Below are 15,021 nucleotides of genomic sequence, written 5' to 3' on the forward strand. Positions count from 1 at the left end.
TTAGAATTTATTTTGGGTGCAAATATAAAATTTATATTCAAATATCAATATGATATTTAGAAAGGTGAGTTTGGCTGCGTGAAACTTCTGTCTTTATATTTCAGAGCATCACTTAAAATATTAGCTTTTATACCAATAAAGAAATCGTACACTTTATACTGTCCGAAAGGAACCCAGTTAAAATTAATGGTAAAACTTCGCTGATCTCTCGAGAAACCAATTCTGGTATACGCCAATTCTTTTGTTACCATGTCGTAGTGAGTACTTCCGTTGATGTTCCAGAAAGGAGTCAATTTAAGACTACCGTCTAATCCCACCGATGCCATTCGTGTAGGAATTCTATTGCCTGAAGTTTTTGTATATGCATAGTTTGCGTTTACATTCAACGTCCACGCTTGATCGAAACGAGCATAATTATCATCATCAAAATAATAATTCTCATTTCTTATCTCTCCTTTTGATTTATATTTTTTAGCGTAATCTGTTTTTGCTCCAAAAATCTCACTGCTTAAAGGATAAGATAACTGAACATTAAATCCTTGTACACTAAAGTGACCAAATTCTTCTGTTCTGATACCGCCAGTATCCTGTCCCGGAAGATAGATAATTTTATATGGATCTAAAGACAAACTTGTATTTACATTCAATTTATTATTGAAGAAAGAAGATTGTCCGTTGATAGTGAAAATTGACCACGGGTGATCGTTAGCCGCAAAATTATAACTTCCGGAAAGGTTTAAAGATTCAAATATTTTGATCTTTTTTACTCCAGTAGAATCACTTTTAGATTTCACTTTCATCTCAATATTGTTTCCGATATTGAATCCTAAAGCTCCAACTAATCCGCTTGATGGACTTCCAACGATACCTCCCTCAAAAATTGAATATGGAGTTAAAGCTCCTGTTGCGTTATAGTAGTTTTTATAATATCCAAACCCTGAACCTCCAAAGTCAGGAGAATAAGTAAACCCGATACTTGGCGTCATCATATGTCTTAAAGCTTCTACGACAGCACCTTTTTTAAACTTCATCATTCCATACAACGTTGTCTGAATACTTGCTGTTGTTGAGAATGTAGAATATCCGGTAATTCCTTTATTTGTTTCAGTAATGTCCTTATTCGCGATAGGATCGTAGAATTTATTGACCGTTTTTGTTGTTAAAGCGTTATCAACATTTGCTCCTAATGTGAATGTAAAATATTTTGCAAGAGTTGTGTTTGTTGATAGAGCAATATTATTTTTAAGCCCCGTCTCCATTTTATCCCACATTTCTTTTTTGAAAAGCTCGCCTTCTTCGGTTCTTACAAAGTTTGTTAAATTGATTCCCGTATTTACCGTGATATTTTCTAATAAACCTTGTCTTACTCCTGTTTTAGATTTAAATAAATAAAACTGATTGATTGCAACGTTCATTTGAGGCAAACGTAAATCTGCCTGTCCCGTTGCAAAATTCTGAGAATAAGAAGTTGTTCCTGTGATCGTAATCGGTAATTTCAAGAACCTTTTCGTGATCGTTACGGTTGAGTTTTGCTGAGTATTTAATACATTCTGGTTTAGAATATAGTTGTTATTCAGCGTATTGTTATAAAATTTGGTACTTACGATATCTACTGAAGCAGAGAACGTTAGAAAAGGATTTGCTTTTGTATCCTGTGTATGTCTCCATGCAATTCTATAGGTACTGTTTTTATTATAATCATCAAGACCTTTGATTCCTCTTACCATCGTTCCGACATCTGCGGAGAAGTTTCCTGAGTAGCGGTATTTTTTCAAATAATTCATTTCAGGTCTTAAATTCCAGCTTCCTTTTGTATAAATATCGGCAAGAACTTTAAGGTCAAAATGCTCTCCTATCGGTTGATAATACCCTATTCCATTTAAAAAGAAACCTACATCTTGCCTTTCCCCAAAACTCGGGATCAGAATACCTGCTGATCTCTTATCTGAAAACGGTAAGATCGCAAACGGCATAATCAAAGGTGTCGGAACTCTTTCAATATATAATTGAATCGGTCCCGTTATAATCTGAGATTTTTCTTTGGTTTTAATTAATTTGATATTGGAAGCAAGCATGTGATAATCCGCCGCAGTATCTTTTTTCTTGATAAAATACTCATCGGTTGTATACAGCGCATTTTTCATCGCAAAGACAGAATCGTTATATTTTTTTGTCTTTTTGGCGATAATTACCCCTTCACTTTCTTCAGTTCGGGCATTAAAAGCGATCGCCTGTTTAGTTTTGGTGTTATATTGAAACTCGTCGGTTTCATATTTTTTTCCTGCCTGAGTTGTAATAACAGGCTCGATGATTTTTCCTAAAGAATCCTGTTTACCTCTGGCATACATTAGACTTTTTTGTTCATCTATGGAGATATAATCTGCATCAATCTGCATATCCTGATACTTCACCTGAGCTTTTTTGTTCAGGTAAATCATCTTTTTAGGGAAGTCTCTACGGATATTATCTGCCTTAGTCTGAAGAATATCTTCTAAAGACTCTTTTTTTACAACAATGGTATCCTTTTTGGAAATAGTATCATTAACCACATTTTTAGGCAATTTTTCAGACGTTTGCTGTGCTAAAAAACTGTTAAAAATTAGGATAATTGAAATTTGTAATATATTTTTGAAGACGGTTTTGACCAATTTTTGTATATATTTATAATGTATATAATTCAGGCTCAAAATTAATATAATTTTTAAAACTGTAAGATGCACAAACAAAATTTTAAAATAATTTTATCATTTCTCCTAATACTGGTCTGTAATTTTATTTTTTCACAGAAGAAATTTACCCTCGTTTTAGATGCCGGACACGGGGGAAGTGACCATGGAGCCAATAGAAACTACGCGGACATCGGAAGAGTCGCGGAAAAGGATGTTACCCTAGCCGTTGTGTTAAAAATTGGTAATATGCTGGAGAAAAATAAGGACTTTAAAGTAATTTACACCCGTAAATATGATGAATATCCTTCTTTATCGGACAGAACCAACCTTGCAAACAGGAGCAAAGCAGATCTTTTTGTATCGGTACACTGTAATTCCGCACAAAGATCCGGAGCTTACGGAACCGAAACTTATGTACAAGGTCCAGATCAAAATGACACCAACTTAGAAGTTGCAAAAAGAGAGAATGACGTGATCTTTCTTGACGAAAAAGATAAACAGACGTTTGGTTCTTACGACGCAAGTTCTCCGGAATCATTAATTGCCCTAAAACTTCAGCAAAGCAAATATCTGGAGTCCAGTCTTCTTTTGGGCGGATTGGTAGAAGGAAATTTTGTTGAAAAAGATAAAAGATTCTCAAGAGGAGTTTTCCAAAAAAACTTACACGTTCTTCGTATGAATGCGATGCCTTCTGTTCTTATTGAGACAGGATTTATCAATCATCCGGAAGAAAGTCATTACCTGGCTTCAGAAAAAGGTCAGGATGAAATTGCCATGAGTATCTACAACGCCATCATCGATTATAAAAAAGCGGTTGACAGAAAATCAGGAGGAGCATACAGTTCAACCACAAAAAAACCTGAACCTGAAAAGCCAGCCGAGGTTGCATTAAAGAACGACTTCAGAATATTACTAATGAGTTCTCCTACCAAGTATAATGATAACGATCCTGCATTAAAAGGATTAAACTACATTCTTCCTATCAAAGAGAATGGACAGTACAAATACTATTACGGAGTTACTAACATGGCATCAGTGAAAGATATTAACCTTAGAACAGCCAAAGATGCAGGATTTAGAAATGCATTTGCAGTTGGATTTATGCCTAATCAAAAATTAAGCACTGGATATTACACGATCGAGGTCTTTGTAGGCGAGAAATTAAATGGCAATTCATTCATCATTCAAACCCTGAAAGATGTTGAAAGAAACAAAGAAGACGGTACTTTCTACTATACTTACGGAAAATTGTTCACTTTAGAGGACGCTGTGAAACTTCAGAAAGAGATTGAAGCTAAAGGAGTTAAAAATACGGTCATTCAAAAAGTTTATAAATAGTAAAAAATAATTTTGAAGTTTAAAAGTTAATTTCTACTTTTGCAACCTCAAAATTTGGTCTATTCGTCTAGTGGTTAGGACTCAAGGTTTTCATCCTTGCAACAGGAGTTCGATTCTCCTATAGACTACAGAAAAAAGTATTCTGGTAAGCAAAAATGAGAGGAAATTGAAAAATTTTATTTAATTTTGCAACCGCATTTATTCTTAATGAGAGAAAATAGGTGAAAAACATTAAATCCCTAATGTTCTATGATCCCGAATTAAGAAAAAGCAAAATGATGAATACTAATTTATTAAGTCCGAAGGATGTATTTCCGGAAAGATTTACAAATAATTTTATATCATGCCGGATTTAAAAATACAAGAAGCCAAGTTGCTTTTTAATAAAATCCACTCTAACCCAAAAAGTTACGATTTAAAGATCAATGAAGATGGGATCACAGGCAAGGATGATAAAATAAGTTTCAGACTTTACAAGAGTGGAGAAAGAGGAGCGATGGAAGTTACAATTGACGGACTCACCTTCACCAACACCACCGGAGAATGGAACAACGCAATGATAATGTTGGAAAATATTATCAAGAGAATAGATAAAGAACAAGAAAATTTTAAAATAGAACAAGCAATAGATAAGCTTAAAAAGTACCTTTCAGAAGAAAATTAAAAATTTTCAAAAAAAGTCAAAAATAATTTGGCAGGTATCAAAAAAGTTTTTATTTTTGCACTCACATTTAAACGATATGGCAAATCATAAATCAGCATTAAAAAGAATAAGACAAAACGAAGTTAGAAAAGTTCGTAACAGATACTATCACAAGACTGCTAGAACAGCTTTGAAGGTTTTAAGAAATGAAGAAGACAAAGCTGCTGCTGTAGAGCAATTGCCAAAAGTTATCTCTTTATTGGATAAATTAGCTAAGAAAAATATTATCCACAAAAACAAAGCTGCTAACTTAAAAAGCAAACTAACTAAGCACGTTAATAAACTAGCTTAATCAGTATAGTTGGCCCGTTCGTCTATCGGTTAGGACCTCAGATTTTCATTCTGGTAAGAGGGGTTCGACTCCCCTACGGGCTACAAGACTTAATTACTACTAACCGGGTAATTAAAATAAGAGTTGAAACTTATAAAAACAAAAATACTAACCCTGTAATCTAATTACAGTTTGGTAGATGGCCCGTTCGTCTATCGGTTAGGACCTCAGATTTTCATTCTGGTAAGAGGGGTTCGACTCCCCTACGGGCTACTTAGCTTCTAATCGAAGTATTTAAAACCCTGCAAATTGTATGATTTGCAGGGTTTTGTCGTTTATAGTGGTTTCAAAATATTCAATTATTATCAATAAAAAAGTGAGCTTTTCAGTGAGTACTTTAATCAGTCTTACTTACTCACTGGAAATGACATAAAATATTGATAATTAACATGTTGACTACACTAACATCTTGATTTAGGTTCGCTGCAAGGCTAATTTTGTTTCACCTAAATTATTGAATCATGAGTACACATTATTCCTTGCTCTTCTACCTGAAGAAACCGAAAAACTATGTTAGCGGCCCAAAATCAATCTACATGCGTATTACCGTTGATGGTATACCCAAAGAAATTTCCACAGGTCGTGAATGTGATCAGTCCCGTTGGAACTCAAAGGCCAACCGTACCAACGGCACCAAAGAAGAAAGTAAAACCCTTAATGCCTATCTCGATACCCTTGAACATAAGATGGCAGATTGCCATCATTCTCTTGTAAAGGACGAGTCAGAAATTTCCTCCGAAATACTAAAATTAAAATTTCTGGGTAAAGACAGTGAAAAACACTATCTGATCAGCGAGTTTTTAGACCATAATAAAAAAATGGAAGCCCTTATAGGAAAAGGGTATAAATCTAATACCTTAAAAGGGTATAAGACAACTAAAGGACACTTAGCAATGTACCTGAAAGAAAAACTTGGCTTAACTGATATTGATATTAAAAAAATAAATCTCGCCTTTATCCTGGGATTCGAATTTTATTTACGTTCCGATATGTCATGCTCCGAGATCACAACAGCGAAGTATATTAAACATTTTCGAAAAATTATCAACTTGTGCCGAGCTCATAAATGGATTATTGATAATCCGTTTATATTTTACAAAAATAAAGCGAAGCCAACAGAAAAAGAATTTCTTACCCAAGACGAGTTGGAAAGAATTGAACAAAAAGAATTAAAAATTAACAGAATCGACCATGTCCGTGACATTTTTGTTTTTTGTTGCTATACAGGTTTAGCCTACATCGATGTTAAACAATTACAGGTTTCCGACATAGCCAAAGGCGTTGACGGAAACCTGTGGGTACTTACCAATCGTGAAAAAACCGAAACAAACTCAAATATCCCACTACTGCCACAGGCATTAAATATAATTAACAAGTATGTTGACTACCCGCCATCTGCTTCTAAAGGGTTAGCTCTACCCGTGCTAAGCAATCAAAAAATGAACAGTTATCTAAAGGAAATTGCTGATCTGTGTCAAATTAATAAGGAGATAACATTTCATAAAGCACGCCACACGTTTGCCACCACAGTCACCTTATCAAATAATGTTCCGATCGAAACAGTTTCCAAGATGCTTGGACATACCAATATTAAGACTACACAACATTATGCTAAGCTTTTAGATACCCGGGTTGGAAGCGATATGCAAATATTACAGCAGAAATTGAAACTTCAACAAGATCAAACAAACGATGACACTAATAAAAATTGATAATGCTCCTGTGTCTTATCCTGTTATTAAGCGAATTAGCAACTAATTAAAAAAAAATCCAGAGACAACTATCCCTGGATTTTTTTTTGGATCGTGGACCATGGAAAACGGTGGATGTATCGGTTATAAATTGAAAGCCTGATAATGAGTTGCCCGACTATTATTAAATGTTTTTGCTATTTGTAACTATAATAAACCTAAATCGGCTTCCATTAACAGGATGCCATGATGGAATATATTCAATATATCCATACTTTACCAGTTCAGAAAGAAACTTATGGTAACTAACAATGTTACCTATCCGCGAAAAATGCATGAGCTTCTTACGGCTGGTGTAAAAAAAATCCGATGGTTTATCACTATTTTGATAGTATAACAACGCCATCAGCAACGCAACATGATAAGATGATAACTTTTCATCATCACCTATGCATCTTATTAGTTTCGCGAAAAAAGAATCCAAACTATCCATATAAATGTTCTATTTATCTCCGTTCATCAGTTTTTTAAGGTCTTCAAGACGGTAATACATGCTCCCGCCAATTTTTCTGTAAGGCAGTGTACCGTTGATCCTCAAATTTTGTAAGGTTCCCGGTGACACTTTCAATATTTTACGTACTTCACTACTCTTAAGCCATTCCCGATCGACATCCGATTTCATCTTCCCTTCGATAACTTCCCTGATCTCCTGGACAATCTCCTTTTTAAATTTCAGCAGATCTTCACGCGTTATAATTGCTATTTCCATGTGTAGTAAGTATTTATTTAAGGTACAAACCTTAATGATTACTGTAATTCCCTAACATTTACCCTATCTCCGGCAACTGCTACTCGCAAATATATCTCACAAAGTTTCCAATTCCTGCTAACTGGTATTGAGTGACATCAGATGGCTTTCAATGGCTTTAAAGCATTCATTAGCTTACCGCATTAACATCAATTTATTTTACTACTGACTCTAGCCTATACAGAGGACTCAAAGTTTCTCTAATAAAACTGCCTAAATTAACCTAACATGTTTTAAATTTGACACAAACTTCAAAATATAGAAAATGGGAAGATTTGTGATCTCTAAGAGATTCAATGGTGAGTATCAGTTTAATCTTAAAGCTTCAAATGGTCAGACTATTTTGGTAAGTGAGGGCTATAATATGAAATCTTCATGCTTGAATGGTATAAATGCAGTAAAGCAGAATTCGCAAATGGATGAACGTTTTGAAAGAAAAACCTCTAGCAACAGCAAGTACTATTTTAATTTAAAAGCAATTAATGGGGAAATAATTGGTACAAGTGAGATGTATGAAAGTTCTTCTGCAAGGGATAATGGGATAGAATCTGTGAAAGTAAATTCTCGTACTGCTTCAATAGACGATTTTACCTCATGAGTGAACCATTAACTATAGAAGCACATGCTATTCCCGTCGTTAACGTAAAGCTGTTGATTGACACCAATATCTATTTAGATTTTTACCGTAGTAATAAAGATTCAATTCAATTACTTAGCGAGCTTTCGAAGCATTTTGACAAAATCGTTCTTACGGACCAGATCGTCATGGAATTTGAACGTAACAGGGAGGTCGTGATAAAAGCCTTGAAGAAAAGCTTTGAATCAGAATCGGATCTTGAAAATATTTCTAGCGCATATTTACAAAATTTGCCAGAGTTCGCAGCATTGGTGTCGGCTCAGAAAGATTATCGAAAACGTCGTAATGATGTGATTGCAGCAATTGACACTATTCTTGAATCCCCAGAGAAAGATCCGGTTTACGCTTTTTTTGCAGATATGGTCAGCGAATGCAGGAAAAATAATGCTATATTAAATACTACGGATGAAATTATCCAAAAAGCTCAAAAAAGGAAACTTGTTGGAAATCCACCTACCTCTTCAGGGTTTTCTATTGGTGATGAAATTAACTGGGAAATTGTTCTCACAAATGTTAAAGAAAACATTATTCTTATCGGAAGGGATAATACTTATACGACAAACTTTTCTTTCCTAAAAAGAGATTTTCATCTCAATACCGGCTGTTTAATTACAAAGCTTACCAACAGCATTACAGAAGCCTTAAAAGAAATAGGTATAGCTATGACTGCAGAACTAGAAGAGGTTGAACAGAAAATGCTCGGTGAATTAAAAGCTTATAATGAATTCTGGAAGCATCCATCAAAGGATGAACCAAGTGAGGCTGGCGCATGACTTCCTTTCATATGAAAACAAAGAATGGGCGTTTCTTCTGAAATACCCATTCACTAATTTTCCAACTTTTTTCTTACCTTTTCTTCTGCAATCCATTTACCTAGAAACTCATTCAATTCTTTAATATAATTAATAGCCTCTTGTCTGCCTTTCATTTCTCCGACATGCCAACCGAATTTCTTACCAACCTTAAGTTATCAGGTAAGTCTATTTTTAAATCAGTAGTAGATCAGAATCTATTGTTTTCGATCTTATATAAAAAGCCGGTAGTCATAGGTGTTTCCTTCAAACCGTGATAATAGTTTTCCGATTCTGGCTATCTGATTAGACGAATCAATTGTTGAAGGAAGTTTTGAATACAGATCGAGCGAATTCCAATTCATTTTCGTTAAACCTAAGATTTCAGATGCAATAACATCAATATTAGATTCCCCATAATGCTTTGTAATCTTTATTGGTGAAGGGATGCTTCTCCCTCCTAAATAAAATTTAAAATTTGGTTGTCGAACCGATGGTACGATTCCATGGGTCCACAAAAGTGCAGTATATTTATTTGTTACAATACATGTACCTCTTGAAATAGGAAATTTATCGACTTGAAGAGAGCTATTGTAGACATTCATTGCTACAAATCTTGCGTCTGTTTCATAGTTGATTTCAATTAAATCTATTTTTTTAATCCCTGCTTTGCTAAGACTGCTTTTTATTCCATTAATTTCGTCTTCAGTAAATCTAGTTCTTTTATGAATAACAACTCTTTCTGGCAGTGTATCCATTGATTGATAAAATAGCTCGCGTATTGAAACGCCAAATTGGAAGGCATCTTTATAAGAGAGATAAGGGTTATTTTTCCTGTCTAATGTGTAATCATCAATTTTTGAAAGCCTATATTTAAGGCCTTGCCCATTCGAATCATAGATATGGCTGCAGCCAATAACAATTTCCGACCGCCCTTTATTTTTTGAAATACTATATCCTATCCCTGCATAAGCCGTCTTTCTTTCTTGATTATTCAGAATCCAAGGTGTACGCAAAGATTTCACATAAAATGACAGTGATAACCACCAGTAAATTTGGCATTTTAGGTTATCATCCAGCGTATCCTCTCTAATTAATTGTGTTGAAATACCCCTAGAAGCAGAGAAGGCTTTAATATAATCATGAAGATCGAAGCTTTCTTCTTCATTGATAAATGTTTCGAATGGTTGCCATTCAAAAGGAATAAAAACGACAACAGTGCCCGGATTATGTGTTGAAGAAATTCTTTCGATTTTATCGGTTATTAACCTTGCAAGTTTTATTGCATTTTCATGTGTTTGCTTTGAATTATCGGCGATGAAATCAATATCCAGCCAACTCTCCTTATTTTCAAAATGTGGCACATTTATCGGGATGTTGAAAATAGAAGAGAAACCAGGGTAATCTATTAAATAATCTGGATTAATATTTTCTGTACTGTGTTTTGTTTGCAATTGGGAAAGGAATACAAATAATCTATCTGAGTATTTTTGACCACAGACAACGCTGAGATTAACTTCGTTTGAATGAATTAACCCGTTAAGATTTACATCATAAGGACGATTTTTAACCAGCCCTCTCATAGGATGGTAGTCCCTAAAGTCGGCGTCAGTTGAAAGATTTTTAAAAATCAGTTGGGGTTCCAAAAACTGGATACCCTTAAACTGTGTTTGCTTTTTATCATAATTGCCTGGTTCATAAGCACGATAATTATTGTCGACAACAGTGATCTCACCAAAAGCAGTACCGGATGAAATTTGAAACTCAAATCCCGTTCCCGAAGATGGCGGATATTCAAACTTTAGCTTTTTTACGGTACCAAAAAGAACATTATTCCATAGCCCAAGTTCCTCATCGTATTTGTTATTGTACAGTTTTTCCAATAAGCTTTTGCTAATACTTTGTTTTTGTAATCTGGTGACTTCCGTTTCAGAGACAAGATGCACAGTGGGAAGTATTGCTAGATAGCCAAACTGGGAGTTTCTATCAAATTGAAGGGACAAGTAGATAGCCTTGTGAACAGCTATTTCCCCGTTTTGTCTCAGAACGTCCTTAATCCATAATTTATCTTTAAAATTTGAATCGACATTTCGCGTGTTACAAAACTGCTTTAAAATAGCATTTAGCATCAAAGCCCTGAAATTCCCGACATTCTCAATGTCAAAACGTGAGATTGGCTCCCTTTTTATTTCAGATTTGAGATATGGTTTAAAAACAGAACTGATTGCACTTAAAGTTCCCAGTGCATATACCTTACTTTTAAATGGTACCGCGGATATGTCTTTATCTTTAGTTAACGTTTTTAATAAGTCCCAAGGTTTATTTTCCTTATAATCTACTTCAAATTGAAACACTTCTTTTGGAAAAATTACCGGATGCAGATTGCTTTTGATATATTTATCGGCTTTTTGGGTGTTCAGACTGAATTCTGTTCTCACACTCTCTACCTCATCAGCTGTCTCTAAAGCCTTTTGTACCTTTTCCGTTAAATCTTGGTTGTCTTCAAAAATGGTCTTTGTCAAATGGATTAGCGTCTTATCGAAACCATCCGTTGAAATGTAATAGGCTTCTCTCCCCTCTCTCCTGATAGTAGTAATAAGTTCATTTACTTCATCGTTTATTTTTTCGCCATAACCGCACCAGTATAGCCTACCGGAACCACGTTTGGAAAAAGCATTTTTTAGTGTAGACATCAAAGAAACATCCCTCCCACTGTAACCGATTACTATTAGGTTTTTATCCGCGTGATAATTAGCCAATTGCTCTTGAAAGAGATCATTCTGACTGTCAAGCTCTTTATCCGTATTCTTCAACGTAGAATACTTGTAATCACCATGTAGCGCTATACATAAAAGTTCTTTTGTACTTTGATTTCTCACTATACGGTCAGAATTATCTAGGGTTATTTCGATTGGAACAAGATTATTTTGATGCGCTGCTCTCACTGTTAATCCATCAAAATTTGTCGTCCAAACAGCTTTTACAATTCCTTGTTCCCCCAATAAACATAAGAGTTTATATCCTACATAGGGCTCCTTATAATCAATTAGGCTTAAGAAATATTTTCTCCTGTCTTCAGCAATTGGATACGCCTTTTCAGCATAAAATGAATATTCTTCGGCAGCATCGATCACAGGGTAACCGCCTTGATTATCTAACCAGGTTTGAATACTTTTTCTAACAGCTTCATTTCTGTGGTTCTTATAAAAATCCGCTGCATTTATGTTTTTTGAAATGTAAATATCTTTTTTCCACTCCCATATACAATCATAGGCCGATTGGATGCCGGAGCTTATTGAGGCTCCCGCCCCTAATAAAAATGAATGGGGAACATCAGCATTCCTTTTGATAGACCTTAAAAATGCATCATAATCGAGCGTTAAACTTTCTGTCATTAATTTTATTGTATTTTTTTAAAATATCCATTATTGCGTATTTGCATCATATATCTTGGTAGAGCGAACTATTGCAATTTACAAAAAATAAAAACCAGCACTACCATATGAAATTTATCTAAAACAGCTGTTTTCAAATAGTGTGTTATAAAATGTCCCATTATCATTTTTCCTTATTTTTTATAGTCACCCGATGATGTATCCATTGATCAACATGCAATAGCAGGGCGCAATCACCATCGTTGTTCCACACATTACTATTTAAACCCCAGTAAAAAAAATATGACGTAGAGCCATTTGGATTTACTGTACTACTTTCATTTCCCTTTTTTGTGTACAGCACTATATGGTCATTCTTTTTAACTTTTTTATCTGGGAACCAGTAAGGGTGGCGAACTTTATTTGAGACTTGCCCTTGTACGGTATATGTAGTATCCATAACCAGATACTCCCCGATGTCTGTATCCTCAGTAATGTCTAAAACTATCCTTTCGTCATTATGTCCGTGATCAATAATTTTCGTGATTTTAATTTTCATAATTACAGTTTATGTTTTTGGTTGACAGCTAATTTATGCAAAAAAGATTGCGAAACCTATGCTGGTTTTTACGGGTTTCCGTAATACATTAATCTTTCAATGGAATGTTTTGAAGCTTCATTCGTTGATGTAAAAAAGAAAAAAAGAGAAAATATACACAACGAATTCAGTACTAAAATGATGCACTCTTTCTGACCACATTTTTGACCATTTCCTTAATGTTCATTTTCATTGCTTCCCCTTTATTTTTTTTAATAGAAAGAACGGGTATGCTGTTTTTGTTCCATTTCAAGAGCAAAGGTATTTCCGTGTTCTTAACGCAGGTGAAAGTTGACTCCTAAAGGATTTGGCAAAAAATCTCCACCCATGCGGGTCGTATTTATTTCCCAAAAACTTGCACCTCCTAAACACTAACCTTTCTTGCTCGTGAAACGAAACAAAGCATACTCCGGCTCTTTAGACGAATAAAAAAAATGTCAGAAATGAAAAATACAAACATTGGAAATGGTAACAGAGTGAAACGAAACAGCACCTCCTCTCATTACCGAATAAATCAGAAAAAAAATCAACTCGAAATTCAAAAAACCAAAATACAGAAATCATGAACATTATCGGAAGACTGACACAGGATGCACAGGTACGCACAGTGTCTAATGACAAACAGGTAGTTAACTTTTCAGTGGCTACAAACGACAGCTACAAAAACAAACAGGGCGAACGCGTAGAGCAAACGACTTACTTCGACTGCGCATACTGGCTAAGTGCCAAAGTTGCAAAATTCCTTTCCAAAGGTACATTGGTGGAGCTTTCAGGCAGGGTATCGGTAAGGTCGTGGCTAGGAAAGGATGGCGAAGCACACGCAGGGCTCAATTTCCATACCTCAAATATAAAATTCTATGGAGGTGGCAGGGATTCAAAACCTGCCGATGCTTCCCCAAAGGCAAAAGACAGCAAGGCTACAAACAAGGGTGAGGATGATGACCTGCCGTTCTAACGCGCACTAAATCAATTCAACAATAATCATTTAAAATATTACATCATGGCACACAATTTAAATTTCAACGACCAAACAGGTAAATATTCATTTTTTTCTGTGCAACAGAAAGCATGGCACGGATTAGGGCAGATTGTAGAAAATTATCCCACAAGTGAAGAAGCCATCAAACACGCAGGGCTTGACTATGAAGTCATTAAAGCACCTTTGTTTACCAAAGGCGGTACAATGTCCATAGACAACAACGGAGAAATCAAGGAATCTTCCAACATCTTGCTACCAAATAATTTTGCAACTCTGCGCACCGACAACAATACCGCATTGGGTGTGGTGGGCAAAGATTATCACATCGTGCAGAACAGGGAAGCCTTTTCTTTCTTTGATGCCATTGTAGGCGGTGGTGACGGGATTCTCTACGAGACAGCAGGAGCATTGGGCAATGGGGAACGTATTTTTATAACCGCCAAACTACCCGACTATATCCGCGTTGGCAATGGCGATGACGTGACCGAGAAATATATCTTCCTGACCACCTCCCATGATGGTAGCGGAAGCATCACAGCCGCATTTACCCCTATCAGAATCGTCTGTCAGAATACCCTTAACGCTTCCCTGCGCAGTATGTCGAATGTTGTGCGCATCAAACACACCGCAGGGGCTAAACAACGTCTGGAAGATGCCCATAAAGTAATGGGGCTCGCCAAGAAAATGAGCATCGAGTTAGAGGGAATTTTTAACCAATGGGCGAAAGTAAAGGTTAATGACAGAGAGGTAAAAAAACTGATCCAGTTGGCACTCTGCCCGAATAAGGAAACCCTGCAACACCTGCAAAACGGTAATGAAGACGAAATCTCCACGGTTTTCAAAAACACCGTAGAAGATGCCTTCGCCTACGCTATGCTGTCCGATACACAGCAAATGGAAACCACAAAAGGAACTTTGTTTGGAGCCTACAATGCCGTGACAGGCTACTATCAGAATGTACGCAGTTACAAGGACAGCGAAGCAAAGGTACAATCCATTGTAATGGGCGGTACAGCGCAGGGAAAAGCACAAAAAGCATTTGAACTGTGTACAGCTTTTAAAGTGGATGGCGCAGAAATATTCAACCTTAATTAAGTAACAA

12 protein-coding genes and 3 tRNA genes are annotated in these 15,021 nt (G+C 35.7%); 11 read left to right on the forward strand and 4 right to left on the reverse strand.

From position 1 onward, the window contains the following. Positions 1-56 precede the first annotated feature (56 nt). Positions 57-2,648 carry a putative LPS assembly protein LptD gene (locus A0O34_RS06960; RefSeq protein ID WP_066752968.1) on the reverse strand — a complete coding sequence of 864 codons (2,592 nt, stop codon included), beginning with the start codon at positions 2,646-2,648 and terminating at the stop codon, positions 57-59. A 66-nt stretch (positions 2,649-2,714) separates the two neighbouring features. Between A0O34_RS06960 and A0O34_RS06965 the strand changes: the two genes are divergently transcribed. From A0O34_RS06965 to A0O34_RS06995, 7 genes are all read left to right on the forward strand, one after another. Next, positions 2,715-4,007, forward strand: a complete 1,293-nt coding sequence (locus A0O34_RS06965; RefSeq protein WP_066752970.1) for an N-acetylmuramoyl-L-alanine amidase family protein — start codon at positions 2,715-2,717, stop codon at positions 4,005-4,007. A gap of 56 nt (positions 4,008-4,063) precedes the next feature. Then, positions 4,064-4,135 (forward strand) — tRNA-Glu (locus A0O34_RS06970). Between the two features lie 215 nt (positions 4,136-4,350). Further along, the gene (locus A0O34_RS06975; RefSeq protein ID WP_066752973.1) at positions 4,351-4,671 is read left to right on the forward strand and encodes a hypothetical protein; all 321 of its coding nucleotides are present in this window, start codon (positions 4,351-4,353) and stop codon (positions 4,669-4,671) included. A gap of 76 nt (positions 4,672-4,747) precedes the next feature. Beyond that, the gene (gene rpsT, locus A0O34_RS06980; protein ID WP_066752975.1) at positions 4,748-5,002 is read left to right on the forward strand and encodes a 30S ribosomal protein S20; all 255 of its coding nucleotides are present in this window, start codon (positions 4,748-4,750) and stop codon (positions 5,000-5,002) included. A gap of 11 nt (positions 5,003-5,013) precedes the next feature. Further along, a tRNA-Glu gene (locus A0O34_RS06985) sits at positions 5,014-5,085 on the forward strand. A gap of 97 nt (positions 5,086-5,182) precedes the next feature. Further along, positions 5,183-5,254: transfer RNA gene (locus A0O34_RS06990), tRNA-Glu, on the forward strand. Positions 5,255-5,502: 248 nt separating this feature from the next. Beyond that, positions 5,503-6,753, forward strand: coding sequence for a site-specific integrase (locus A0O34_RS06995; protein WP_066752978.1), 1,251 nt, complete (start codon positions 5,503-5,505; stop codon positions 6,751-6,753). Positions 6,754-7,234: 481 nt separating this feature from the next. Here the strand turns inward: A0O34_RS06995 and A0O34_RS07000 are convergent, their stop codons facing one another. Next, positions 7,235-7,501 carry a helix-turn-helix domain-containing protein gene (locus tag A0O34_RS07000; protein WP_066752981.1) on the reverse strand — a complete coding sequence of 89 codons (267 nt, stop codon included), beginning with the start codon at positions 7,499-7,501 and terminating at the stop codon, positions 7,235-7,237. 304 nt (positions 7,502-7,805) lie between these two features. Here A0O34_RS07000 and A0O34_RS07005 point away from each other — a divergent pair, with 304 nt between their 5' ends. Together A0O34_RS07005 and A0O34_RS07010 are read left to right on the forward strand one after the other, a co-directional pair. Continuing rightward, complete coding sequence (locus A0O34_RS07005; RefSeq protein ID WP_066752984.1) at positions 7,806-8,138, forward strand: YegP family protein; 333 nt, start codon at positions 7,806-7,808, stop codon at positions 8,136-8,138. After that, positions 8,135-8,950 (forward strand): PIN domain-containing protein, encoded by an 816-nt coding sequence (locus A0O34_RS07010; protein ID WP_066752986.1) that lies wholly within the window; start codon positions 8,135-8,137, stop codon positions 8,948-8,950. Before A0O34_RS07005 ends, A0O34_RS07010 begins: the two co-directional genes overlap by 4 nt. Before the next feature lie 251 nt (positions 8,951-9,201). Here A0O34_RS07010 and A0O34_RS07015 read toward each other — a convergent pair whose 3' ends face one another. Both A0O34_RS07015 and A0O34_RS07020 read right to left on the reverse strand, forming a co-directional pair. Next, complete coding sequence (locus A0O34_RS07015) at positions 9,202-12,363, reverse strand: SIR2 family protein (protein ID WP_066752989.1); 3,162 nt, start codon at positions 12,361-12,363, stop codon at positions 9,202-9,204. Between the two features lie 163 nt (positions 12,364-12,526). Beyond that, positions 12,527-12,901: a hypothetical protein gene (locus tag A0O34_RS07020; protein ID WP_066752993.1), complete on the reverse strand. Its 375-nt coding sequence runs from the start codon at positions 12,899-12,901 to the stop codon at positions 12,527-12,529. 601 nt (positions 12,902-13,502) lie between these two features. Here A0O34_RS07020 and A0O34_RS07025 point away from each other — a divergent pair. Beyond that, the gene (locus A0O34_RS07025) at positions 13,503-13,895 is read left to right on the forward strand and encodes a single-stranded DNA-binding protein (RefSeq protein ID WP_066752995.1); all 393 of its coding nucleotides are present in this window, start codon (positions 13,503-13,505) and stop codon (positions 13,893-13,895) included. A gap of 45 nt (positions 13,896-13,940) precedes the next feature. After that, positions 13,941-15,014: a DUF932 domain-containing protein gene (locus A0O34_RS07030; RefSeq protein WP_066752997.1), complete on the forward strand. Its 1,074-nt coding sequence runs from the start codon at positions 13,941-13,943 to the stop codon at positions 15,012-15,014. Positions 15,015-15,021 lie beyond the last annotated feature (7 nt).

This window comes from Chryseobacterium glaciei, assembly GCF_001648155.1.
Lineage (GTDB): Bacteria > Bacteroidota > Bacteroidia > Flavobacteriales > Weeksellaceae > Chryseobacterium > Chryseobacterium glaciei.

Coding starts and splice junctions, on each gene's coding strand:
- A0O34_RS06975 (WP_066752973.1), top strand. CDS start 4,351: ATGCCGGATTTAAAAATACAAGAAGCCAAGTTGCTTTTTAATAAAATC.
- A0O34_RS06965 (WP_066752970.1), top strand. CDS start 2,715: ATGCACAAACAAAATTTTAAAATAATTTTATCATTTCTCCTAATACTG.
- A0O34_RS07005 (WP_066752984.1), top strand. CDS start 7,806: ATGGGAAGATTTGTGATCTCTAAGAGATTCAATGGTGAGTATCAGTTT.
- rpsT (WP_066752975.1), top strand. CDS start 4,748: ATGGCAAATCATAAATCAGCATTAAAAAGAATAAGACAAAACGAAGTT.
- A0O34_RS07000 (WP_066752981.1), bottom strand. CDS start 7,501: ATGGAAATAGCAATTATAACGCGTGAAGATCTGCTGAAATTTAAAAAG.
- A0O34_RS06995 (WP_066752978.1), top strand. CDS start 5,503: ATGAGTACACATTATTCCTTGCTCTTCTACCTGAAGAAACCGAAAAAC.
- A0O34_RS07030 (WP_066752997.1), top strand. CDS start 13,941: ATGGCACACAATTTAAATTTCAACGACCAAACAGGTAAATATTCATTT.
- A0O34_RS07015 (WP_066752989.1), bottom strand. CDS start 12,363: ATGACAGAAAGTTTAACGCTCGATTATGATGCATTTTTAAGGTCTATC.
- A0O34_RS07020 (WP_066752993.1), bottom strand. CDS start 12,901: ATGAAAATTAAAATCACGAAAATTATTGATCACGGACATAATGACGAA.
- A0O34_RS07025 (WP_066752995.1), top strand. CDS start 13,503: ATGAACATTATCGGAAGACTGACACAGGATGCACAGGTACGCACAGTG.
- A0O34_RS07010 (WP_066752986.1), top strand. CDS start 8,135: ATGAGTGAACCATTAACTATAGAAGCACATGCTATTCCCGTCGTTAAC.